We start from the raw sequence: 22027 nt of genomic DNA on the forward strand, positions 1-22027 counted from the left end.
CGGTGTTCGAGTCGGCGCCCCGGTGGTGACCCGACCGGAGATGGACGAACGACAATGATCTGTGAGGTGAGATGAGATGAGCACCAATCCCTTCGACGACGAGAACGGCCGTTTCTTCGTGCTGGTCAACGAGGAGGAGCAGCATTCGCTGTGGCCCGCGTTCGCCGAGATCCCGCTCGGATGGCGAGTGGCTTTCGGCACCGGAAGCCGAACGGCGTGTCTCGAATACATCGAGAGGAACTGGACCGATATGCGGCCCACCAGTCTCCGGGACGCGGAAGCCGGCCACGCGGAGGCGGCCGCCTGGTGAGCTGATCGGTCCGGCAACGGTGCCGGACCGGGGCGAACGAGTTTGCGGGCTCGGCCGCGGGGAAAGCCGGCGGTGACCGTGGGGCATTCCGTACCCCACACCGAAGCCGGGAGAAGACATGGGCTGCTACCGGGTTTTGGCTTTCACCGCGCTTTTTCTCTGCTGTGTGCTCACGCCCGGTGTCGCGGCCGCGGCACCGTCCCCCGCGCCGCCGGCCGCGGTGAGCGATCCGGCCGCGTCGCGCACCGCCATATCGGTGCGTTCCCCCCTCGGTTTCCGGTGGGGGACCGCCAACGAAGGTCAGGCGCGTAGTGCGTTGTCGATGGCCAAGCTCTACCTCACCGACTACGCCCTGCGCCACGGTGACGGTTCGGCCGAGGACCGCGCGTACGGCGAGCGGATGATCCGTTACTCCGACGACGCCGCCGCCGACGCGGTGGCCACCAAATATCCGCAGGCCATCGCGGCGGTGGCCGCCGAATACGGCCTGACGCAGACACGGCCGGGAGCGAATTGGGGTACCTCGACCACCAGTGCCGCCGATCTGGCCGATTTCCTGGCGGCCAAACAGGGCACCGATCCGGGTTCCCCGATTCTCGCCTGGATGGCGACTGCTGCTCCCCGCGCCGCCGACGGCACCGAGCAGAACTGGGGTACCGCCGCGCTGCCCGGTGTCCAGGGCACCAAATGGGGATGGTCGGATATAGCGCCGCCGGAGGTCGCCTCGGCATCGTTCGGACCGGGTTTCGTGGTGGCCGCGCACACCTGGGGCACTCCCGCGGAGCAGACCGCGGATGTGCTCGGGGCGTTGCCGAGCGTGCTGGCCGGTATCCTCGGCGCCCCGGTGGCCGTATCGGGCTGATCCTCGGGCGGCGGACGCGTACATGCGTGTTTGCCTTGCCGAAGGATGGTTATCCGCCCCCCGGACCGGCCGAACACGGACGGCTGGTCACAGCCGACGAGAAGGGTTGGGTCATGAGTGCTACCGACAAGTTCGACAACAAGGCCGAGAACATAGCGGGTAAGGCCAAGGAGAAGGTCGGCGAGGCCACCGGTGACCAGGACAAGAAGAACGAGGGCAAGGCCGACCAGGTCAAGTCGAACCTCAAGGACGCCGGTGAGAAGGTGAAGGACGCCTTCCGCGACTGAGCGGGCCGGCGAGCGGGCGGCGCGAGGTGCCGCCCGCTCGCTGCTGTCCGGCGGGGGACGTGCCGTACCGGGGTGTGGCGGTTCGTGCTCGCCCGAGGGAAGCCGGGTATCAGGGGCTCGGCGCCGCTCAGTCCACGCCGGCCCGGTACCTGGTGACCGCTTCGTGGACAGCGGCTTCGTCGCCGTCGCCGCCGGCCAGGGCGTCCAGCGCGCGGAGTACCTCATCGAGCTTGTCCAGTTGCCGCTGCACCGTATCGCGATAGGTGGTGATCGCGGTGATGATCTCGTCGACCTCGGTTGCCACATCGGCCGCGCCCAATTCACTCAGCCGATCGCGGACGGCGGTCAGCTCGTCGTGGCTGTCGACCAGATCGCCGGGTCGCCGCGCGGACAGGTGGGGGTGGTTGGCGTCGCTCATCGAAGCTCCTGCTCGTCGTCGTGATATTCCGTGCCTCGGTAGGCGGCCGGTCGATCGCTCGGCCGCAGGTCCACCCTCGGCTGCCGGTCGGGTACCCAGTGCGGCGGCGAGTGCACCGACGTGCCCGGTGAACCGATACCGGAGCACCCTTACCACCGGCCGCACGGTGATCGGTATGTCCCTCGGCCGTCGCCACGGCGCACGGACGTGTTCCCGGCGGTACGGACCGATGCGGCGAGCACCGGGCCCGATCGGGCGGGCCCCCGGATCCGTATCGGCCTGTTTGTGCCACCGCGTCCCGGGTAGGCGCTGTGTGTACCGAAGCCGAACGTCCGCGCGGCGGTGCCCGTCGACGCCGAAGACGGGTGAGACCGGGTGGACCTGGAGCAAGTGAGGTTGTTCATGAGCACTGTCACCGCGTCGACAGAGGTCGAGGTGCCGATTCGGACCGCCTACAACCAGTGGACGCAATTCGAGTCGTTTCCGCAGTTCATGGAGGGCGTCGAGCGGGTCGATCAGATCGACGACACCCATACGCACTGGAAGATCAAGATCGGCCCGAGCGACCGGGAGTTCGACGCCACCATCACCGAGCAGCACCCCGAGGAACGGGTGGCGTGGCGTTCCGACACCGGGCCCCAGCACGCCGGTGTGGTCACCTTCCATCGTATCGATGACGCGACCACTCGCGTCATCACCCAGATGGATATCGATCCGGAGGGTTTCGTGGAGAACGTGGCCGACAAGATGGGTCTTCTCGACCGCCGGGTGAAGGGTGACCTCGAACGCTTCAAGAAGTTCATCGAATCCCGGCCGCGTGAGACCGGCGGCTGGCGCGGTGATGTTCCGCGCCCCGGTAACTGACACCGTGCGCGGTTCGATGCGGCGTCGGATGGGCGAACTGCCCGTCCGGCGCCGTGCCGGCGAGGTACGCGGACCCGGGGGGCGTATCGCGCCGGCCCGCGGCCGGGGGCGGCTCGGCGCACTCGCGGCGCGAGACGAGGACGGTGGTGGGTGTGGCCCGTGATCCGGGTTCTCCCGATCTCAAACCCCGTAGCCGGGATGTGACCGACGGGTTGGAGAAGACCGCTGCCCGCGGTATGTTGCGCGCGGTCGGTATGGGCGACGAGGACTGGGTCAAGCCCCAGATCGGTGTTGCTTCCTCCTGGAACGAGATCACCCCGTGCAACCTGTCCCTCGACCGGTTGGCCGGCTCCTGTAAGGACGGTGTTTTCGCGGCCGGGGGGTTCCCCCTGCAGTTCGGCACCATCTCGGTCTCGGACGGTATCTCGATGGGGCATGAGGGTATGCATTTCTCGCTGGTTTCCCGCGAGGTGATCGCCGACAGCGTGGAGACCGTGATGCAGGCGGAACGGCTCGACGGATCGGTACTGCTCGCCGGTTGCGATAAATCGCTGCCCGGGATGCTGATGGCGGCGGCTCGGCTGGACCTGGCGAGCGTGTTCCTCTATGCCGGCTCCATCCTGCCGGGTATCGCGAAACTGTCCGACGGCAGCGAACGCGAGGTCACCGTTATCGATGCCTTCGAGGCGGTGGGGGCCTGTGCGCGAGGACTGATGAGCCGGGACGATGTCGAGGCGATCGAACGGGCCATCTGTCCGGGTGAAGGCGCCTGTGGTGGGATGTACACCGCGAATACGATGGCGAGCGCGGCCGAGGCGCTGGGCATGTCACTGCCCGGCAGCGCCGCGCCGCCGGCCACCGACCGGCGGCGCGACGGGTATGCCCGCCGCAGCGGGAGCGCGGTGGTCGAACTGCTCCGGCGGGGGATCACGACCTCCGATATTCTCACCGCGGAGGCGTTCGAGAACGCCATCGCGGTGGTGATGGCCTTCGGTGGTTCCACCAATGCCGTATTGCATCTGCTGGCGATCGCGCACGAGGCGGGAATCCCGTTGAGCCTGGATGATTTCGCGCGGGTCGGGCGACGTGTCCCGCATCTGGCCGATGTGAAACCCTTCGGGCGCCATGTGATGACCGATATCGACCGGGTGGGCGGGGTGCCGGTGCTGATGAAAGCCCTGCTGGATGCCGGTCTGCTGCACGGGGACTGCCTTACGGTGACCGGACGTACGGTGGCCGAGAACCTGGCCGATATCGCACCCCCCGACCCGGACGGCACGGTGATGCGTGCTCTGGCTGCGCCGATCCATCCCACCGGTGGTATCACCATCCTGCGCGGATCGCTGGCGCCGGAGGGCGCCGTGGTCAAATCGGCGGGGTTCGAATCCGATGTCTTCGAGGGCACGGCACGGGTTTTCGACCGGGAGCGGGCCGCCATGGACGCGCTGGAGGACGGGACGATCTCGGCGGGCGATGTGGTGGTGATCCGGTACGAAGGGCCCAAGGGAGGCCCGGGTATGCGGGAGATGCTGGCGATCACCGCTGCCATCAAAGGCGCCGGACTCGGCAAGGATGTCCTTCTGCTGACCGACGGACGGTTCTCCGGCGGCACCACAGGTCTGTGTGTCGGCCACGTCGCCCCGGAAGCGGTCGATGCGGGACCCATCGCCTTCGTCGGCGATGGTGACCGGATACGCCTGGATGTCGGTGCGGGCACGCTCGACCTGCTGGTCGACGCGGCAGAGCTCGCCCGCCGCCGCGACGGGTGGGCTCCGCTGCCCGGCCGCTACACCCGGGGCGTTCTCGCGAAGTATTCGCGGCTCGTCGGCTCGGCTTCCCGGGGCGCGGTCTGCGATTGAACGCTCGCCGGGAGCGGGCGCGGTGCGGTGGGTACCACCTCGACAGGCCATCCATCCGTCGGCCTTCTCGCGGGCGATTTCCGCATCGCGGAACAGACCGCTCGCGAAACGGCCGGTCGATCAGTGCCGGCAGAGACAGCGACGCAGCAGGACGTCCGCCCCGGCGATCGCCGGGGCGGACGATACCGGCGGCGGGGATCGCAATGTCGTCGCCATCGAATCCGGGACGGTCGACAGGATTGCGCCGACGAACAGCACCGCGGGCCACAATTCGTCGGTGCGTGGTCCCAATACCGGTGTGCCGCGTTCGCCGGAGAGATGGTGCGCTCCAGGGCCGTTCGGGTCGGCGGAATGCCCGGATCCGGCCGAGGAATCATCCGGCGGGCCGGGCGCGGCGGAAAACGGGTTACGCGGTGGCCCGGCGGATTCGAGAGCAGGACAGTCCTGGATACCCAGAGCGAGAACGACCGGGGTGAGTACGAGCACGAGAATCGGGAAGACGCCCCGCTTCCCTGCGGTATGCCTCACGGCAACGAATATTACGCGAAGTGGCGGACTGTTTTCGGCGGATTCGCCGGATCAGCCGTGGTAGGCCGCCGCCGGGCGCAGTGATCCGGCGGCGGCGGGGACCGATCAGCGCGGCGGCAGGCTCATATTCCGGTTCGCCACGGGCAGTTCGATACTGATGGGCATGCGGAGCTCGGCCAGGTACCAGAGGGCGAACTGGCGCAGGAATTCGTCGAAGAGCCAGTACGCCTCCTGTGCCGGCGGGGCGATGGTGAGCAGACCTTCGCGGACGGCGACGAACGGGCCCCAGCTCACCCGTAGCAGCGGGTCCCAGACGGGTTCGCGGGCGATGGCCAGCCCGTCGGCGATCCTGTCGCCCAGCAGGTACCGGGTGAAGGCACCGAGAACTCCTTTGCTCAGGATGGCCAGATCGAGGTTGGACCCCAGCCGCAGCAGCCGATCGGCCAGTTTCGCGCCCTCCGGGGTCGGTGCGATGATCGGGTCGAGGACCTGCGCGGCTTGAGAGTTGGCCTGTTCCCAGGAATTCGGGATGTATTCGTCGCGGATCCCGAGCATATGCGCGGCGACCTGCCAGGAATGCAGGAAGGCATCGGACTCGTGGGCGGGAATGGGTACCTTCCACGCCGTGAGATGCCGCATCACCGTGGTGGGCAGGCTGTGCCAGGTGACCATCATATCGTTCTGGCTGATGGGGATGTCCTCGTCCGCGGAATGTACCCAGTGCGGTGACTGTGGCAGCAGATGCCGCACCGCGGCGTGCACCAATCGCGTCTTGACGCAGGTCACCACCATCTCACCGTCGGGGCCGTAGGCGTTTCCGGTGCCGATGTCGTACCCGAGCTTCGCTGTTTTGGAAATGCGGTCCTTCAGGTCGTGGCCGCCTTTGGAGTAGTAGACCGCGCGTGCCTCCTTCGGGATGACAGTGCTCATCATGCCGCTGGCCAGTCCGTACAGTACACCGAGGTACAGGCCGCGCTTCTTGTTGAAATCGACCGCGGTCGCGAGCTTGCCCTGGTCTGCCCAGGCCGGCATCTGGCGCGCGTATTCCATGAAATCCCGTAATTCCGGCGGTAGGCCCGCCGGTAGGGGCTGCCCGTTGCGCGTCCAGGTCCGCAACAGATCGTTGATCCGCGGTACCTCGCCTCGATCGAGTAGTCCCGCGACCAGTTCGTCGGCCTCGGGGTCCCATACTCCCAACGGGTCCGCGCCGGGGCCGGACCCGGCGACCGATCCCTGCGGTGACCAGCTCCACGGTTGGGCCCGGGCCGGGGCCACCGCGGCCAGCGCGCCGACCGCGCCCGCCACACCACCGGCCTTCAGGGCATTACGCCTGCTGAGTCCATCCATGTCGCCACTCCTCGTCGAGTCCGAACACCGGTGCCGGCCGCGGCAGCCTCGGGCTATGCCGCACCCTGTCAACGGCGGGTAGAATACTCATTAACTTATCAATCTTTTGAGGGCCTGTCAGGGCTTTTCTGGAACTCGGTCTCCCTCGGCGCTCGGTGTAATCGGCTCGCGTCGAGACCATGAGATATGGCGTTTCAGCTGCGATTTACTTCTCTTTAGGCGGCTGCCGCGGATCGCTTTGCATGCCGCTGCCGCATGGGTCGGCTGGAGTCAACACCGCTTGTCTCCCGCGAGTTATATGAATAACTCTTGGTTACTTAATCAAGCGTCTGGGTCGTCCGTCCGACACGGGAGAATTCGCTTCGGGGCGGGGGCGAGACCGGTTGTGGCATCGCGCAATCGGATCCGGGTGGCGCGGCGAGGGTCGTGGCAGGAGTCCGCAGTACCTCTCGCCCGGATGGAACGGCGAGGATGGTCACCGCGTTTCCCCACCCGGAGGGATGGGCGGTTCGTCCGGCTTTCGATCCGGACGAGTGCTCAAGTGACGCATTCTAATTGGTTTCTCAGCGTTTCTTGTGCCTTTCATATGGGTCCTGCCACTAAGGTTGCGCGGTGCCGGGCTGGCCGGCGGGTGTGGTGAGTGGAGGGATCAGGGCGTGGCGCGCAAGATTGTTGTCACTGTGGTCGACGATCTGGACGGCGAAACCGTTGCGGCGGAAACGCTGTCGTTCGGTATCGACGGAGTGATGTACGAAATCGATTTGTCCGAGGAGAACGCGCGGGAACTCCGTGCCGGCCTCGGTAAGTGGACCCCGTTCGCACGCCGGGCCGGTCGGGCACGGCGTACGAAGCGCGAGGCGATCGGGCAACCCGTCGCGGCCAAGGTCGTGCGGGAGTGGGCTCGGCGCAACGGGTTCGAGGTTCCCGAGCGGGGGCGGATACCCGCGACGGTGCGGGATTCCTATCAGCGCAGTATTTCCGGGTGAGTCCGAACACCTCACGCTGACGAGCGCTGTCGTGGTGGCCGGTGGGTGCGTTCCGCCGAATCCCCTGTGCCCGCAACAGGTCGTGGTCGCCCGTTTGCGGGCGCTCGGCCCGGACCGGAATCAGGGAGTCGGCGCCGGGCCGACCGGCTGCCGGAGAATGGTGCGCCGCTTCTCCGGTGCGGTCCGGCGGAAATCGCTGAGATAGATTTCGTGGTGTTTGCCGAGCATGCGTAGCCCGTGGCCCGGGATGAACTCGTGGTGCATGCGTGCCAGCGTTTCGGCCTCGTCGTCGAAGGAGCCGATATGCAGTGTCTGCACGCACCGGCCTTCGGTCAGTGATTCCAGGCGGACCTCCCCGGCACGTCGAGGTCGGTCCGTGTCCGCCATCCGCTCGACCGCGGCAGTGAACATATCCTGGTCGATCCAATGGGGAACCATGATCATCAGCGTCCAGTCCCATCGGGATTTTTCCCGGGCGGTCGTGAAAGCCGCCATATCGCCGGCCCACCAGAGGCCTTCCAGGGGCATGATCACATAGTCGCGGCCCAGGGTTCGTTTGCTGGCGTATTTCAACCGGTAGGCCAGCGGGTAGAGCGCTTCGATGGCATCGGTGAAAGCCGTACTCGTATTGGGATCACCGTGTCCGTCGATCATGAGGTAGCGCAGCTCGGGTACCTCCACCGTCCGGAACCGGTTCCGGCTCGCGCGGTAGGCGTCGATTTCCCGTTTGAAGTCGATTTTATCCGTCATCGGGTACCTGGGCTCGTGCTGCGAGCCACGACCTTTCCGCCTCCAGGAGGCTCAGTGAATACGAGAAGACCTCGCGTGCCGGCACTGTGAGAGGGGCCTGGGCCGCTGCGGCCGCCTCGACGGCGGCGATCCGTTCGTGGACGCGGGCGAGCCGGTCGCGGAGCGCCCGCGTGTACTCCTGTTCGGACAGCAGGGCCAGGTTCGAGATGCCCACGAGCAAGGGGTGCGGAACCGGGCGCGGCTCTTCGATGAGCGTGCGGGCGCCGCGAACGGCGGCCGCACGGCCGGAATCCGTGGCATGGAAGACGCGCCGGGCCTTCGCAGTGGCGGGCGCCTCCGGAGCGTGGACGAGTCCGCGTTTCTCCAGCTTGGCGAGCAGGTAGTAGATGGACGAGAACCCGATTTCGGTCCACTGCCGGATGCCCCGCCGCTCGATCGCCTGTTCCAGGTCGTAGCCGTGTTGCGGGCGTTCGATGATCAACCCGAGGACGATCAGTTCGGAGGGCGTCGGTTCCACGGTCTTATTCTAGTGGTAGAATAAGGTCGGCGCGTCACCGGAGCGGCTTCGAGCCCGGCACGCCGGAGCTCGTAGCGGCAGGGCAGAACCGCAGACATTGTTAGGCTCGTTCCGTGGCTGATGAGCGCTCGATGCGTGAACGGATGCTCGCGGGTGAGCTCTACCTGGCCGGCGATCCGGAACTGATCGAGCGGAATCTGCGGGCCATGGACCTGATGGAAGCGTTCAACACCACTCCCATGCGCGAGACCGCGCGTCGGCGGGAACTGCTCACCGAATTGCTGAGCGCGGTGGGGGAAGATACCGAGATCCGGCCTCCGTTGCGGGTGGACTACGGCAGCGGAATACGGATCGGCTCGCGGAGTTTCGCCAATTTCGGGCTGGTGGCGCTCGACGTCGCGCCCATCACCATCGGCGACGATGTCCAGATCGGGACCAATGTGCAGTTGCTGACTCCCACGCACCCGCTCGATCCGGCGCGGCGGCGTGCGAAATGGGAAGCGGCGGCGCCGATCGAGATCGGTGACAACGTGTGGCTGGGCAGTGGTGTCATCGTGCTGGCAGGGGTGACGATCGGAGCGAACACCGTCGTCGGTGCCGGGGCGGTGGTGACCCGCGACCTGCCGCCGAACGTGGTCGCGGTGGGCAATCCGGCCCGGGTGGTCCGGGCCCTCGACGGCGCCGGGAGCTGAACCACCCCGGTGCCGGGTCGGCACACGCTGCCCCGGTGATGCGTTCTCACCACCCCGCACCGAGATTTTCGAGCAATCTGCTGTAGGCGGCGGCATCGAGGAACCCGTCGACCGGGGCGTCGTTCCGCTGTCTGATCGTGAACAACCACGAGGCGTACGGCTCCGTGTTCACCACCTCGGGGTCCTCCGCGATCGCCGGGTTGACCGCGATGATCTCACCGTCGGCCGGACTGTATATCTCGGTGAGGGTGGTGAGCGCCTCCACGATGCCGACGGCATCGTCGAGTCCGACGGCCACGCCCACCTCCGGCAGGGTGATGAAGAGGATGGTGCCCAGGTTCTGTTGCGCGTGATCGGTGAGTCCGACGGTCAGTGTGCCGTCCCGCTCCGTACGCACCCACAGGTGGGCATCGGTGTACTGCAACTCGGCAGGAACCTTCGACATCCCTGATCTCCTTCCCGGAGCCGACGCACTACAGGCCGCCCTCAGGGGCGAGCACCACGCAGCATGGAGCGCCGGCCGGCTGCGGGGAGCCCACACACGCCGACTCGGCCGAAGCGTGGCCGAATCGTGGCCGTTTGCCGCTCGGATGCCGTACCGGTTCTCGCTCACGGTGCCGGGCGGCCGGGAGGGATTGTCGAGCCGGGTGGACGAAACACCTGCTCCGGCTTCGGCGATCAACCGGACTGGGAACACGAAAGTGTTTTTCCGACATCGCGATTCGAGGAGGGCGAGTGGTATGAGATCGGGAATCGGGAAGGTGGCGGTGGCGGTATGCGCGGCCGTGTTCGGCGTTGCGCTGGTGGGGACCGTATCCCCGGCCGTGGCCGATGTGGTGGCAGTCGAGGACACCCGGATGAGCGAGGAGGCCGGAAGCGGTCCACTGCCGGAACCTACGGCCGCGTGTTCGACCGCGCCGACGGGCGGAACCGTGGTGCGTACCATCAACGGGCGTCCGTACCGGCTGTTCGTACCCTCGGGATTGACGGGTCCGGCTCCGTTGCTCGTGGCCCTGCACGGTGGGCAGAACAATCCGCAGAACTTCGAGACCCAGACCGGATGGACGGCGTTCGCCCAGGCCAACAGGGTCATCGTGGCCTATCCGAGGGGGAGCAAAGACGAGGGCGGCGGTAAGTGGGCGTGGGAGTTCGCGCGCAATACCGGCCCCGACGTCGCCTTCCTGCGCAATGTCGTCACGAATATCGCCGCCACTTACTGTGTGGCTCCGAAACGGGTCCATTTCGCCGGACATTCCAACGGTGGGCAGATGACGTCCCGAATGGCCTGTGATGCCGCCGATCTGATCGCCTCCGCGGCTGTCTGGGCGGGGCCGAAGGGCGCCTGGGACCAGAACGACTGTCCCGCATCGCGGCCCATCGCCTTCGGCGTGATGCTCAACGACAATGATCCGATCGTGTGGCAGGTGGTGGCCGAACAGCACCGGGACCACTGGCGGCAGATGAACGGCTGCGGTGCCGAAACCAGCGAATCGGGCCCGGGGGTGGTGCGTGGGCAGCGATTCGGCTGCCAGGCGGGCACCGAGGTGGTCTACCGACTCTACGACGGCCCCACCGACGCGGCGCAGGCCCATAACTGGCCCCCCGGTGACCGGGGCGCCGATGTCCGCAATCGGATGTGGCAGCTGTTCCAGGCGAATCCGCTTCCCTGAGCGTGCCCGGCCGGTGGTCCGTGCGCCGGTACGCGGCGGAAGGAGGCCGCCGAATCGGTCCGGCGCTGTTCGCCGGTGAGGACCGCCCGAATCTGGGTATCCGCCCGGAGAGACCCAGCGGAGGTGGTTTGTGATGCGTGATCCCGACGGCACCGGCGATATTCCGGTCGACCCGGTGGAACCGGCTGACCCGGCGAACGAGGTGCAACCGGTGGTGCCCGTGGTACCGGTGGTCGAGGAGAAGCCGATGCGGACCTGGCTGTGGCCCACTCTGCTCATCTTCGGGTTGGTCGTCGGGGCCGCCTTCGTGGTGATGATTCTGGTGAGTACCGCGGATTTCGATTCCGAGCCGGCCCGGGTGACGCCGTCACCCGGGCCGTGCCAGCCGTTCTGCACCGATACGGTCGCGCCGCCGGCCCCCTGACCCGAGCCCCGCGCGGGAGTCGGCGGTGCGGGTCGCGGCGCGCGACCGGACCGCTGCCCGTACGTGGCGGAGCGGGCCGTGCCCCGGCACGGCCCGCTCCGCTGTACCCACTCTCGGGGAACTCAGATACACACTGTGGCGCTGCCCAGATTGAAGCAGAGGAATACCGAGCCTACGACCGGGTCGGCGGCGGCCGGTTCCGGTGCGGGCGTGGCGGCGGGTGCGATCGGCGCTCCGACAACACCGAGGCCCAGGACGATGGCCGCCGCGGAGAAGATCTTGGCGATTGTGGTCGACATGTCACATCCTCCAATTGATCGAAATCCTTGACGTAGCTCACATGCACTCAGTGTCAGTCGTCCGCCGAGGCGACACCAGACACGGAACCATCACTTTCGCCGTCCGGAGTTGCGGTACGGTCACGGGTCACGAATCGGAAATGCATTCGGGCCGGACGGACCGCGCCGGCCGGCGAAGCCGCCCGGCGCGGTCCGTCCGGTGCTACTACATCGGGGGGAGCTGCTCGCCCTGTACCAGTTCGATATCCAGGTCGAGTTTGACCGTGGCCCCCACGGCCGCCACCCCGGCACGCACTATCGCGCTGTAGTCGATCGCGAAATCGTTGCGGTGCAACAGTGTTTCGGCATGGAACGCGGCGCGGACACCGCCCCAGGGATCCGGTCCGAAACCGCCGTAGGTCAGGTCGAGTTCGACCGGGCGGCGCTGGCCGTGCAGGCTGAGCTCGCCGGACATCACCCAGGTCTCGCCGCCGGTCCGGCGCAGGCCCCCGCCGGTGAACGTGATCAGTGGGTAGCGTTCGACGTCGAGGAACTCCGACGAGCGCAGATGGGTGTCCCGCATCGAATTCCCGGTATCGATACCGGCCGCCTTGATCTCGGCGTATCCGGTGGACCGCTCGAACGGCTCGGCGATATCGAGCCTGCCGCCGACTTCGGCGAACCGGGCCTTGACACTCGCGATGCCGAGATGGCGTGCGGTGGCTATCACGGTCGAATGCACCGGGTCGATCGTCCACGGCCCGGCCGGTGGCAGAGTCACCGTTCCCGCGACCGATACGAGCGTGATGTCGCCGAGGGAACCCGCTCCTGTCGCGGAGATCTGGGCGGTGCGGGCCACAGGCTGATATCCGGGTGCGGTGAGCACCGCGGTGTGGAAACCCGAGGGCAGGGGGCCGGTATCCACCGCGCCGGTCCCGTCGGCGACGGCGCGGCCGATCTGGTGTCCGGTGCTGTCCGTAACGGTGAGAACCGCGTCCGGCACGGGCCAGCCCTCGGTGGTGCGGATGCGCGCGGTCAGTCCGGTCATGCCCTTTCCTCCGTGTCGTAGCCGAGCTGTACGTCGTATCCGGCTTCTTCGCCCGATACGTTCACCTGGCCGGTAACGGGCGGGTAGCCCCGCGCCACTACGGTGTAGCTGCCCTCGGGCAGGTCGGTGACGGTGTAGCGGCCGTCCTCGCCGGTCCGCACGGTGGCGGTGACATCGCCGGCCGCGTCGAGCACCGTGATCTGGATATCGGCTATCGCCCGCCCGTCGTCGGCGCGGGCGGAGCCGGTGAGTACGGCCATGGGCGCCAGCTCGATATCGTGTCGCAGCAGGCCGCTGTCGGGCACCGTGAGGGTGGTCGCGGCGGGTCGCCGGTGGGCGGCCACGGCCACCACGGTATAGGTGCCGGGGGCGACGCCGTGGCAGAGGTAGCTGCCATCGCGTCCCGAGGCGGCGGAGGCGACGACCTCGCCGTGCTGATCGGTGACCGTGACGGTCGCTCCGGTCAGTGGGTCGCCGCCGTGGGCCGACCGCACGACGCCGGACAACTCGCCGAGGCCGGAAAGGGTGAGGTCGAGCCGCTGGGGCTGCGGGGTGAGGGCGACGTTGACAGCGGTGGGCCGATGACCGGCCGCGGAGGCGATCAGGACATAGTTGCCGCTATCGGGCCCGGCGATCGTATAGCCGCCGTCACCGGTTCCGGTGGCCCGCGCGACTTGATGCCCACGCTGGTCGATCAGAGTGAGGGCGGCTCCCGGCACCGGCCGTCCGTCCTCCCGCTCGATTCGCCCCGCGAGCGAGCCGCGGGCGCCGGTCTCCGGCTCCCGGGTGTACTCCGAGCCGGACAGGGCGGACCTGGCGGGTGCGGCGGTCCCGTAGACCCCGTGGCCGTTGTGTGCCGCCGGAACGGGCCCGGTCGACGCGCCGACGGCCACCGGTACCGGATGCGCCTCGGACTGGCTGTGGTCACCGGCCCGGTGCCGTCCGGGCATTTCGGCCATCGGTTCGGTGGCGGTATCGAGTTCGGCGAGATCGTCCGGGATGCGGGTGCCGAGCTCCAGGTCGTTCGCCGCCGCGGGATCCACAGTGGGTTCTATATCGATGGTGCGCCGCAGGGGACGGTTGGGCAGGAAGGCCGCCGCGATGAGGGCCACCGCCGTGGCGATCGCGGCGATCAGGAAGATACGGCCGGTGGCGTCGCCGTAGGCGATGCGCACGATTTCCGCGACCGGGGCGGGCAACGCACCGATATCGAGGTTGCCGCTACCGGAGGAGGTGGTGCTGATGCCGAGTTCGGCGAACCGCGCGACGGACAGTTCGCTGACCCGGTTGGCCAGGACCGAGCCCAGGACCGAGACGCCGATGGCGCCACCGAAGGTGCGGAAGAAAGCGACACTGCTGGAGGCGGCACCGATGTTCTGCACGCTCACGGTGTTCTGCACCGCCAGTACGAGGTTCTGCATCATCATGCCCACACCCGCGCCGGTGACGGTGATGAAGGCGCCGATGAGCCAGATATCGGTGGCATGGTCCACGGTGGACAGCAACGCGAAACCGACCACCAGCAGCGCGGCGCCGCTCACGACGAAGCTTTTCCACTTGCCGAAACGGGTGATCAGCGCACCCGAGACCACCGAGGAGACGAGCATGCCCGCCACCATCGGCGAGGACAGCAAACCGGCGGCAGTGGGGGAGTACCCGCGTGCCGTCTGCAGGTACTGGCCGAGGAAGGTGGTCGCGCCGAACATCCCGACACCGACGGAGATGGAGGCGATGATGGCGAGTGCGGTGGTGCGTTCGGTGACGATCTTCAGCGGAATGACCGGGTCTTTGGCCTTGGCCTCGACCAGGAGGGTCGCCAGCAACAACAGCAGCCCGCCGCCGACGTACAGCGCCGATTCGGTGGAGACCCACTCGTAGTAGTCGGCCTTACCGGCGAAGGAGACCCAGATCAGCAGCACGGATACACCGGCGGTGAGCAGGGTGGCGCCCAGCCAGTCGATGCTCACGCCCTGTTTACGGCTGGTCGGCAGGCGCAGGGTGTGCTGCAGCAGGAACATCGCGATCACCGCGAGCGGGATGCAGATGAAGAAGCACCAGCGCCAGCCCAGCGGGCTGTCGACGATGACACCGCCGAGGATGGGCCCACCGGTCATGGACACGGCCATGACCGCTCCCATATAGCCGGAGTACCGGCCGCGTTCGCGCGGCGGGATGATGCTGCCGATGATGGCGACCACCAGTGCCGTGAGCCCGCCCATACCTATGCCCTGTAGGGCACGCGCGGCAAGCAGCAGCGCGACATCGTGTGCGAAGCCGGCGATGACCGAGCCGATGACGAAGATGACGATGGACGTTTGGACCAGGGTCTTCTTGTTGAAGAGGTCGGCGAGTTTGCCCCAGATGGGGGTGGAGGCGGCGTTGGTGAGCAGGGCGGTGGTGATCACCCATGCGTAAGCGGTTTGCGAGCCCTGGAGGTCGGCGATGATGGTGGGTAGGGCGTTGGCCACGATGGTGGTGCTGAGCAGCGCGGTGAACAGCGCGGCCAGCAGGCCGGTCATCGCCTCCAGGATTTCGCGATGGCTCATGGCGAGTGGATCGCGAGAGGCCGACGGCTCGGTGTCAGGCATCGTTTCTCACTTTCGAAAGCTGCGGGTTCTCGTCCGCTGGGGCGCAGCGAGGCCGAGGAGAGTTGAGGGAGTTCCGGAGCCGGCGTACGGTGCGATACGCCTGTTCGGCGTCGCCTTCGGTCCAGTCGGCCAGGGTCTCCTGCAGATGCCGGGTGTGGAACGCCCGGACCCGGTGGAGCAGATCCTGCCCGGTGGCGGTGAGCTGGACCAGCGCGGCTCGGCCGTCGCTGGGATCGGCTCGGCGGCTGAGGTATCCGTCGGCGACCAACTCGGTGATGTGCCTGCTCAGTGCCGAGGGGGTGATACGCAGGTCGGCGGCGAGGTCGACCTGCCGGCACGGTCCCATCGTCTCCAGGGTGGCGAGGACACCGAGTCCGCCCGGTAGCAGTCGGCCCGCGTCGGAGTGGGCCAGCGTGTTACGGAGGGCGCGGCTGATCAGGAACAGTTCACCGAGGAGGTTCTGCGTGGTGACGGACGAGACGGGCACAGCGGCTCCCAATGGGGTTTAGTTTCTTGCGCTAATCAACAATAAGTCGATTGCTTGCGCTAATCAACTATCGGCATTGTGAGCCTCGTCCCAGGGCTGAACTGGGCAAACCGGGCAATTGCCACTGATACGGTTCGTGCCTCGGAGTCCGCGACCCCGCTCCGGTGAAGGATTCTCTCCGCGCACACGGTCGCCGGCAGCGTGCGCGGCCGATCCGCTGTCTCGGCATACTGGCCCGGTACCCACGCACGGATCCGACCGAAAGGGCAAAACGTGCCGATAGAACTGGACCTGTCCACCGATGAGCTGTTGACCACTACGCGCGCGGTGCGTCGGCGTCTCGATCTCGAGCGCGAGGTGCCGCTGGAAATCGTGCGCGAATGTATCGAACTGGCCGTGCAGGCGCCGAGCGGTTCGAATCGGCAGGGGTGGCACTGGGTCGTCGTCACCGACGCGGAGAAGCGGCAGGCCCTGGGGGAGCTGTACCGGCGCTCCTTCGAGCACTACGCGGCCTCGAGCCAGTACCCCGGGAACCGGACCGGCGGTGACGAGAAAGCCGAGGCCGCCCGGCAGCGCATCGCCCGTTCGGCGCGGTACCTCGCGGACAACATGGGGAAGGTGCCCACGCTCGTGGTTCCGTGTCTCGCGGGGCGCGTGGACAATGTGCCGAGCGCGCAGAGTGCCGGTTACTGGTCGTCGCTGTTCCCGGCCGTATGGAGTTTCTGTCTGGCGGCGCGCTCACGCGCTCTCGGAACGGCATGGACCACCCTGCACCTCCGCTACGAGCGCGAAGCGGCCGAGATCCTGGGAATTCCCTATGACACGATTTCGCAGGGCGCGCTGCTGCCCGTTGCCTACACGGTGGGTACGGATTTCAAACCGGCGCCCCGCGTGGAGCTGGATCGGATAGTGCACATCGACACGTGGTGACCGGGGAAGGCGCCGGGGCGGACCTCCCGGTCCGCCCCGGCGTCCGAGCAGGGCGCGAATCAGCGGCGCAGCACTTTGCGGGCCGTCCAGTTGCCCAGGAACTGCACACCCTGCACCCCGGCGATGATGAGGAGGGTGGCCACCAGGGTGACCTCCCAGTCGAAACGCTGATAGCCGTACACCAGGGCGAAATCACCGAGGCCGCCACCACCCACCGTTCCCGCCATGGCGGACATATCGACGATGGCGATGATCACGAACGTGTACCCGAGGATCAGCGGTCCCAGCGCCTCGGGGACGAGCAGCGTGACGATGATGCGCAGCGGTCCGGCGCCCATGGCGCGCGCCGCCTCGATCACCCCCGGGTCCACGGTGACCAGATTCTGTTCCACGATCCGGGCGATCCCGAAGGACGCGGCCACGATCATGACGAACGCCGCCGCCTCGGTGCCGATGGTCGTGCCCACCACCTCGAGCGTGACGGGGCCGAGCGCGGCCAGCAGAATGATGAACGGGATGGGCCGCACGATATTCACCAGTACGTTCAGCAGCCAGTTGATCGGACCGTTGGCCAGCAGCCCGCCCTTGCGGGTGGTGTAGAGCGCGGTGCCGAGGAACAGCCCGATGATCCCGCCCACCACGAAGGTGAGCAGGACCAGATAGATGGTGGTGCCGATCGCCTCGGTGAGAATCGGCCGCAATTTGTCCCAGTCGGTCTGCATGCGGGGTCCTACCCTTGTTCGAATCGGCCGATCACCTTCGCGACGGCGTCATCCGGTCCGTCGAGTGCCAGGGTGATACTTCCGAAGGTCTTGTCCTGCAAGGTGCTCACGCCGCCGTACACCACCTCGAAACGCACTCCCGCGTGCGCGGCGGTGGCCAGCGCGGGGCCGATACCGCGGGCGTTGTCGACCTCCACGGTGACGAGGCGGCCGCGGTGCAGTTCGGCCAACCGGCGCAGTTCCCCGGCGGCGGGGCGATGGCGCAGAACGCTGTCGACGAACGAGCGCGTAGGCGCCGATCGTGGCGCGGCGAAGACGTCGAACGTGCTCGCCAACTCCACTATCCGGCCCTCGGCCAGCACCGCCACCCGGTCGGCCACCGCTCGGATGACGTCCATCTCGTGGGTGATGACCACGATCGTCACACCGAGTTCGGTATTGACCTTGCGGAGCAGGCGCAGCACTTCACCGGTGGTTTCCGGATCGAGTGCCGAGGTGGCCTCGTCGGCCAGTAGCAGGGACGGCGAGGTGGCCAGTGCGCGGGCGATCCCGACCCGCTGTTTCTGCCCACCGGAGAGTTGGTCCGGATAGCTGCGTGCCTTGTCGGACAGGCCCACGAACTCCAGCAGTTCGGCGAGTCGTTCCTTGCGTTTCGCCCGTGGCCACCCGGCCACTTTCAGCGGGTATTCGATATTCCCCGCCGCGGTACGGGAGCGGAAGAGGTTGAACTGCTGGAAGACCATACCGATATCGCGGCGCAGTTCACGTACCCGGGATTCCGGTACACCCGTGATGGGAGAGCCGGCGATTTCGATGGTGCCGCTGGTCGGTTTCTCGAGTGCGTTGATCAGCCGCACGAGTGTGCTCTTACCCGCGCCGCTGTAGCCGATCACACCGAAGATCTCGCCCCGCTCGATCCGCAGATCGATATCCGACAGCGCGGTCTCCGCTCGTTTTCCGTTGCGGAAGACCTTGCTCACCGAACGGAACCGGACAGCGGGGACGGTGCTGTCCGGTCCGGTCGCGGCCGTGCTCACTGGTCGCCGCGAATGGTCTGCTGCACGCGCTGTAGGATCGGCGCGAGCTCGGCACCGTTGCGCCGCACCTCCACCGAGGTGCCCTGGGAAGAGTCGGCGACCGCCTGCTGCACCTCGGGGTCGTGCCAGATCTCGACGAGTCGCTGGTAGGTCGGATCGTCCTTGTCCTCGACGCGGGTGACGAACGCGTTGATATACGGTTCGGCGCCCGGAATGGTCGGATCGTCCTTGTACAGGGCGGAGGTGGGATCGACACCGGACCTTTCGAGGTAGGTGTTGTTGATGACCGAACCGTCCACCGAGGCGAGGGAGAGCGCGGTCTGCGCGGAGTCCACGGGAGTGACCTTCACTGTGGAGGCCGCCCGATCGATATCCGCCGGGGAGGGCGCGAAAGTGTCCGAGGACAGCTTCACCAGACCGGCCGCCTCCAGTACGAACAGCGCCCGTGCCTGGTTGGAGGGGTCGTTGGGGATCGCGATCTCACCACCGGACGGGATATCGGCCACCGACTTGTGCTTCCTCGAGTACAGACCGAGCGGAACGATCTGTGTGGCGCCGATCGGTGTCAGATCCGCGTTGTTCGCGACATTGTACTCGCCGAGGAACTGCAGGTGCTGGAACAGGTTGATATCGACCTGCCCTTGGGAGAGCGCGATATTGGGCTGCGAGTAATCGGAGTAGTTCGTGATCTGCAGAGTGATACCCGCCTCCCGAGCCTTCCGTTCGAAGACATCCCACTCCGGACCGCTCTCGGTGGTACCGATCCGTACCGTACCCTCGGGTCCGCCGCTACCGCCGCACGCCGTGAGAGTGAGGACCGCAGCGGCTATCAGCGCTGGTACCGCCAGTACCCTACGGAATTTCAACTCGTACTCCCGGATGCTCGTGGCCGTATGGACTCGATCATCCAAGCGGCGCCGTCCGCGCGGCGACAACGGTTCGGATCGTGCTGAACGAAAATCTGGCCCGGTCCGACCCGCCGAACTCCGTGCCACTCTGGCCGAACTGCAGGACACATTCCGCGCCCGCCCGGAGCGGCGCTGACCGCTGCGCGGCCGCGGGGTTCGGCTCGAGCTGCGGGCAATTACTGACCGTGGCGGGTGCCGCCGCGACTATGGGAGCATGACACAGCTCGCCCCCTCTCCGGATCAGGTGGTGGCCCAGCGCTACCGAGACCCCGCGTCGGGCGCCCCCGCCGAATGGAACGCGGTGCTGCGGGTGCTGCACGAGCATCGGTCCGTACGCCGGTACCTGCCGGACCCGATATCGGACGGTGTACTGAGTCTGCTCGTTTCGGCGGCGCAGTCCGCGCCCACCTCGTCCGATCTGCAGGTGTGGAGTGTGATCGCGGTACGGGATGCGGAGCGCCGGGCCCGGCTGGCGGAACTGGCCGGGGACCAGGAACACATACGGCAGGCCCCGTTACTGCTGGTGTGGACCGCCGATCTCGCCCGGCTGGGATCGGCCGCCGCGCTGAAGGGCCGGGATCGGCTACGGGAATCCCTTTCCGCCCAAGGGTTTCCGCTGCGCTGAGGGGCGCCGTACACCGCCGGGAAGGATGAGGGCCCGGTGGCGTACGGCCCGGAAGCCCAAGGGTCCGGCGCCGGATCTCCGATCCGGTCCGCCCGGCGGTCAGCCGAGGCGGCGGATATCTCCACGAACCCGGTAGAAGCCGCCGCGCGCCGCCTCGACCACCTGATCGACCACATAGCGGGCACCCGGCTGCCGGATATCGCGGGGGAATTGCACGTTCCAGTCGTGCCGGTAGCCCGGTGAGACGATATGCACCCGCATCCTGCCACCCTGATCGACGCATTCGACGACGATGCCGCTGCCCGGATCGGTGGCCACCTCCACGCTGCTGCGCGGCACCACCGCCGCCATTTCCGGCGCCTTCACCGACCGCGTCGGTGGCAGCACACCCTGTTCCGCGCTACGGACGACTTCCTCTCGGACATCGAGGCAGGCCAGCGTGCCGGTGGTGGTGACCAGGTACAGCCTTTCGTCGTGGTATTGCATCGAGTACGCCGAGCCGCAGCCCGTGCCCAGTTTCCAGCGCCGGTTTCCCGCCGCGTCGAAGCAGTAGACGGAGGAGTAGTTGTCCCCGGCGAAGACATAGCGACCGTCCGGGGACGTGGCACACGAGTACACCGCGGCATCGCATTGGAAGGAACGGTCCGAAGCACCGTTCTTATCGATCAGGCGTACCTGGTTACGCGCGGTGCCCGCGTAGACGGCGGCGGCCTCCTGCCAGCCGAAGAGCACCGCGCCGCCGGTATTCCGGTGCCATCGGTGTTCACCCTCGACCAACCCGTACTTGGTGACCCCACCGGAGTGCCCGTGGTATACGCCGTCGGCATCGATACGGACCATCCAGCCCGAGTCCCCGGCGCTCCGCCGGGCCCACAGGGATTCCTCCTCGTGATCGATCACGGTGAGACCGCCCTCCCGGTCCGACACACCCAGGATTCCGTCGTGGATATCGAGCCAGTAGATATCCACATCGGCGGCGATATCGTAGGCCGCGTGCGGTACCTTGCCGGACAGGTCGTAGACCCGGCCGTCGTCGCATCCGGCATAGATCCAGAAATCGTCGGCGACAATGCATTTCACCGCGTCCGGCAGGCGGAAACGTCCCGTGACGGCTCCGTCCGGGGTCAATGTGAACACATCACCCTGCTCGTTGCCCACCCAGCAGCGGCGCTCGTCGACGAAGATACCGAACGCCGCCGCGCCCGAGTCGAAGGTCCACAACAGCGGGGCCGAGCGTGCCGTCGAGCTCCGGCTGGTGATCGTGCGCCGGGAGACCGGCCGGCGTGACCGCGCCCCCGGCACAGCGGGTGCGTAACCCTTGCGCAGCTTCTCGCCGATCTTCTTCGCCGCGGCCGATTGCGCCTTCGCGCCGGTGGCGAAGGAACTCACCTTGGTCTGACCCTGGTCTCCGATACGCCCGTAGCGGATGGTGACCTGGGTATCGGCTACCACTACTTCGTAGAACTTGTGTGCCGAACCGCCTTCCTCGGACAGTTCGAGATAGGTGGTATCGCTGATGGTCATTCGCAGAGCCTCGGTGGTCGTCGTTGTAGAACGCCGCGAAAGTAACAGGGGGGACCGACATCCGGCGCCGCGGCGGAACGCCGGGTAGTGGCCGCGGTACCGGAGACGATGTCGCCGCGGACCCGCCCGCCGATCAGATGATCCGGACTTGTCGCGGCGGAGGCGAAATGGGCCGTTCGCCGAGCGCGGAGCCGCGGCCGGTGGTCCGAGTTGACAGGATCGCCGGCATCTGACAACCTCGCACCAGGTCATGAGTGCCAGCATCGAGCCCCGGCTTGCTGGCCGGCAACCCTCCTCCGCGGTGGGGTGCCCCGGGTGACGACCTGGCCGCTGCTCGACCGAGCGTGGCAAGCGCGGACTCCGTTT

At 67.3% G+C, this 22027-nt stretch carries 25 protein-coding genes and 1 riboswitch; of the genes, 11 read left to right on the forward strand and 14 right to left on the reverse strand.

What is annotated here, in order from left to right; genetic code table 11:
• Nucleotides 1-76: 76 nt before the first annotated feature.
• The 3 genes from ACYR7D_RS20360 to ACYR7D_RS20370 all read left to right on the forward strand — a co-directional run bounded on the left by ACYR7D_RS20360 (nucleotide 77) and on the right by ACYR7D_RS20370 (nucleotide 1459).
• A complete protein-coding gene (locus ACYR7D_RS20360; protein WP_459546123.1) occupies nucleotides 77-310 on the forward strand; it encodes an MbtH family protein in 234 nt (77 codons plus the stop codon).
• Between the two features lie 166 nt (nucleotides 311-476).
• Nucleotides 477-1172, forward strand: a complete 696-nt coding sequence (locus tag ACYR7D_RS20365) for a hypothetical protein (protein ID WP_459546124.1) — start codon at nucleotides 477-479, stop codon at nucleotides 1170-1172.
• A 113-nt stretch (nucleotides 1173-1285) separates the two neighbouring features.
• Nucleotides 1286-1459: a CsbD family protein gene (locus ACYR7D_RS20370; protein ID WP_459546125.1), complete on the forward strand. Its 174-nt coding sequence runs from the start codon at nucleotides 1286-1288 to the stop codon at nucleotides 1457-1459.
• Between the two features lie 127 nt (nucleotides 1460-1586).
• Here ACYR7D_RS20370 and ACYR7D_RS20375 read toward each other — a convergent pair whose 3' ends face one another.
• Complete coding sequence (locus ACYR7D_RS20375; RefSeq protein ID WP_459546126.1) at nucleotides 1587-1877, reverse strand: hypothetical protein; 291 nt, start codon at nucleotides 1875-1877, stop codon at nucleotides 1587-1589.
• 402 nt (nucleotides 1878-2279) lie between these two features.
• Here ACYR7D_RS20375 and ACYR7D_RS20380 point away from each other — a divergent pair, with 402 nt between their 5' ends.
• Nucleotides 2280-2741, forward strand: coding sequence for an SRPBCC family protein (locus ACYR7D_RS20380; protein WP_459546127.1), 462 nt, complete (start codon nucleotides 2280-2282; stop codon nucleotides 2739-2741).
• A 152-nt stretch (nucleotides 2742-2893) separates the two neighbouring features.
• A complete protein-coding gene (gene ilvD, locus ACYR7D_RS20385; RefSeq protein WP_459546128.1) occupies nucleotides 2894-4600 on the forward strand; it encodes a dihydroxy-acid dehydratase in 1707 nt (568 codons plus the stop codon).
• 120 nt (nucleotides 4601-4720) lie between these two features.
• Here ilvD and ACYR7D_RS20390 read toward each other — a convergent pair whose 3' ends face one another.
• The gene (locus tag ACYR7D_RS20390; RefSeq protein WP_459546129.1) at nucleotides 4721-5128 is read right to left on the reverse strand and encodes a hypothetical protein; all 408 of its coding nucleotides are present in this window, start codon (nucleotides 5126-5128) and stop codon (nucleotides 4721-4723) included.
• Nucleotides 5129-5233: 105 nt separating this feature from the next.
• Nucleotides 5234-6475: an oxygenase MpaB family protein gene (locus ACYR7D_RS20395; RefSeq protein ID WP_459546130.1), complete on the reverse strand. Its 1242-nt coding sequence runs from the start codon at nucleotides 6473-6475 to the stop codon at nucleotides 5234-5236.
• A 656-nt stretch (nucleotides 6476-7131) separates the two neighbouring features.
• Here ACYR7D_RS20395 and ACYR7D_RS20400 point away from each other — a divergent pair.
• Nucleotides 7132-7461 carry a histone-like nucleoid-structuring protein Lsr2 gene (locus ACYR7D_RS20400; protein ID WP_459546131.1) on the forward strand — a complete coding sequence of 110 codons (330 nt, stop codon included), beginning with the start codon at nucleotides 7132-7134 and terminating at the stop codon, nucleotides 7459-7461.
• Nucleotides 7462-7581: 120 nt separating this feature from the next.
• Here ACYR7D_RS20400 and ACYR7D_RS20405 read toward each other — a convergent pair whose 3' ends face one another.
• Together ACYR7D_RS20405 and ACYR7D_RS20410 are read right to left on the reverse strand one after the other, a co-directional pair.
• Entirely contained in the window at nucleotides 7582-8211 is a 630-nt protein-coding gene (locus tag ACYR7D_RS20405; protein ID WP_459546132.1) for a GyrI-like domain-containing protein, read from the reverse strand.
• On the reverse strand, nucleotides 8201-8728 hold the full coding sequence (locus tag ACYR7D_RS20410) for a PadR family transcriptional regulator (protein ID WP_459546133.1): 528 nt from the start codon (nucleotides 8726-8728) through the stop codon (nucleotides 8201-8203). The genes ACYR7D_RS20405 and ACYR7D_RS20410 overlap by 11 nt, the downstream gene beginning before the upstream one ends.
• Before the next feature lie 143 nt (nucleotides 8729-8871).
• Between ACYR7D_RS20410 and ACYR7D_RS20415 the strand changes: the two genes are divergently transcribed.
• Nucleotides 8872-9420 carry a sugar O-acetyltransferase gene (locus tag ACYR7D_RS20415; protein ID WP_459550223.1) on the forward strand — a complete coding sequence of 183 codons (549 nt, stop codon included), beginning with the start codon at nucleotides 8872-8874 and terminating at the stop codon, nucleotides 9418-9420.
• Nucleotides 9421-9466: 46 nt separating this feature from the next.
• Here ACYR7D_RS20415 and gcvH read toward each other — a convergent pair whose 3' ends face one another.
• Nucleotides 9467-9865, reverse strand: coding sequence for a glycine cleavage system protein GcvH (gene gcvH / locus ACYR7D_RS20420; RefSeq protein ID WP_459546134.1), 399 nt, complete (start codon nucleotides 9863-9865; stop codon nucleotides 9467-9469).
• Nucleotides 9866-10160: 295 nt separating this feature from the next.
• Between gcvH and ACYR7D_RS20425 the strand changes: the two genes are divergently transcribed.
• Together ACYR7D_RS20425 and ACYR7D_RS20430 are read left to right on the forward strand one after the other, a co-directional pair.
• Nucleotides 10161-11090 carry a CE1 family esterase gene (locus ACYR7D_RS20425; RefSeq protein WP_459546135.1) on the forward strand — a complete coding sequence of 310 codons (930 nt, stop codon included), beginning with the start codon at nucleotides 10161-10163 and terminating at the stop codon, nucleotides 11088-11090.
• Between the two features lie 133 nt (nucleotides 11091-11223).
• Complete coding sequence (locus ACYR7D_RS20430; protein ID WP_459546136.1) at nucleotides 11224-11514, forward strand: hypothetical protein; 291 nt, start codon at nucleotides 11224-11226, stop codon at nucleotides 11512-11514.
• 122 nt (nucleotides 11515-11636) lie between these two features.
• Here ACYR7D_RS20430 and ACYR7D_RS20435 read toward each other — a convergent pair whose 3' ends face one another.
• The 4 genes from ACYR7D_RS20435 to ACYR7D_RS20450 form a co-directional block, all read right to left on the reverse strand.
• Nucleotides 11637-11813, reverse strand: coding sequence for a hypothetical protein (locus tag ACYR7D_RS20435; RefSeq protein WP_459546137.1), 177 nt, complete (start codon nucleotides 11811-11813; stop codon nucleotides 11637-11639).
• A 205-nt stretch (nucleotides 11814-12018) separates the two neighbouring features.
• Nucleotides 12019-12840: a YceI family protein gene (locus tag ACYR7D_RS20440; protein ID WP_459546138.1), complete on the reverse strand. Its 822-nt coding sequence runs from the start codon at nucleotides 12838-12840 to the stop codon at nucleotides 12019-12021.
• Nucleotides 12837-15386: an MFS transporter gene (locus tag ACYR7D_RS20445; protein ID WP_459550224.1), complete on the reverse strand. Its 2550-nt coding sequence runs from the start codon at nucleotides 15384-15386 to the stop codon at nucleotides 12837-12839. The genes ACYR7D_RS20440 and ACYR7D_RS20445 overlap by 4 nt, the downstream gene beginning before the upstream one ends.
• 34 nt (nucleotides 15387-15420) lie before the next feature.
• On the reverse strand, nucleotides 15421-15915 hold the full coding sequence (locus tag ACYR7D_RS20450) for a MarR family winged helix-turn-helix transcriptional regulator (protein ID WP_459546139.1): 495 nt from the start codon (nucleotides 15913-15915) through the stop codon (nucleotides 15421-15423).
• 279 nt (nucleotides 15916-16194) lie between these two features.
• Here ACYR7D_RS20450 and ACYR7D_RS20455 point away from each other — a divergent pair, with 279 nt between their 5' ends.
• On the forward strand, nucleotides 16195-16845 hold the full coding sequence (locus ACYR7D_RS20455) for a nitroreductase family protein (RefSeq protein WP_459550225.1): 651 nt from the start codon (nucleotides 16195-16197) through the stop codon (nucleotides 16843-16845).
• A 59-nt stretch (nucleotides 16846-16904) separates the two neighbouring features.
• On the opposite strand, the gene ACYR7D_RS20460 is transcribed toward ACYR7D_RS20455, so the two are convergent.
• From ACYR7D_RS20460 to ACYR7D_RS20470, 3 genes are read right to left on the reverse strand one after another with little or no spacing between them, the layout of a single operon-like run.
• Entirely contained in the window at nucleotides 16905-17567 is a 663-nt protein-coding gene (locus ACYR7D_RS20460; RefSeq protein ID WP_459546140.1) for a methionine ABC transporter permease, read from the reverse strand.
• A gap of 8 nt (nucleotides 17568-17575) precedes the next feature.
• Nucleotides 17576-18604 (reverse strand): methionine ABC transporter ATP-binding protein, encoded by a 1029-nt coding sequence (locus tag ACYR7D_RS20465; protein ID WP_459546141.1) that lies wholly within the window; start codon nucleotides 18602-18604, stop codon nucleotides 17576-17578.
• Entirely contained in the window at nucleotides 18601-19470 is an 870-nt protein-coding gene (locus ACYR7D_RS20470; protein WP_459546142.1) for a MetQ/NlpA family ABC transporter substrate-binding protein, read from the reverse strand. The genes ACYR7D_RS20465 and ACYR7D_RS20470 overlap by 4 nt, the downstream gene beginning before the upstream one ends.
• Nucleotides 19471-19726: 256 nt before the next feature.
• On the opposite strand from ACYR7D_RS20470, the gene ACYR7D_RS20475 reads away from it, so the two are divergent.
• Nucleotides 19727-20137 carry a nitroreductase family protein gene (locus ACYR7D_RS20475; protein WP_459546143.1) on the forward strand — a complete coding sequence of 137 codons (411 nt, stop codon included), beginning with the start codon at nucleotides 19727-19729 and terminating at the stop codon, nucleotides 20135-20137.
• A gap of 99 nt (nucleotides 20138-20236) precedes the next feature.
• On the opposite strand, the gene ACYR7D_RS20480 is transcribed toward ACYR7D_RS20475, so the two are convergent.
• The gene (locus tag ACYR7D_RS20480; protein WP_459546144.1) at nucleotides 20237-21661 is read right to left on the reverse strand and encodes a WGR domain-containing protein; all 1425 of its coding nucleotides are present in this window, start codon (nucleotides 21659-21661) and stop codon (nucleotides 20237-20239) included.
• Between the two features lie 246 nt (nucleotides 21662-21907).
• Nucleotides 21908-22021: riboswitch (SAM riboswitch) on the forward strand.
• Nucleotides 22022-22027: the final 6 nt, after the last annotated feature.

Source organism: Nocardia sp. X0981, from assembly GCF_977089955.1.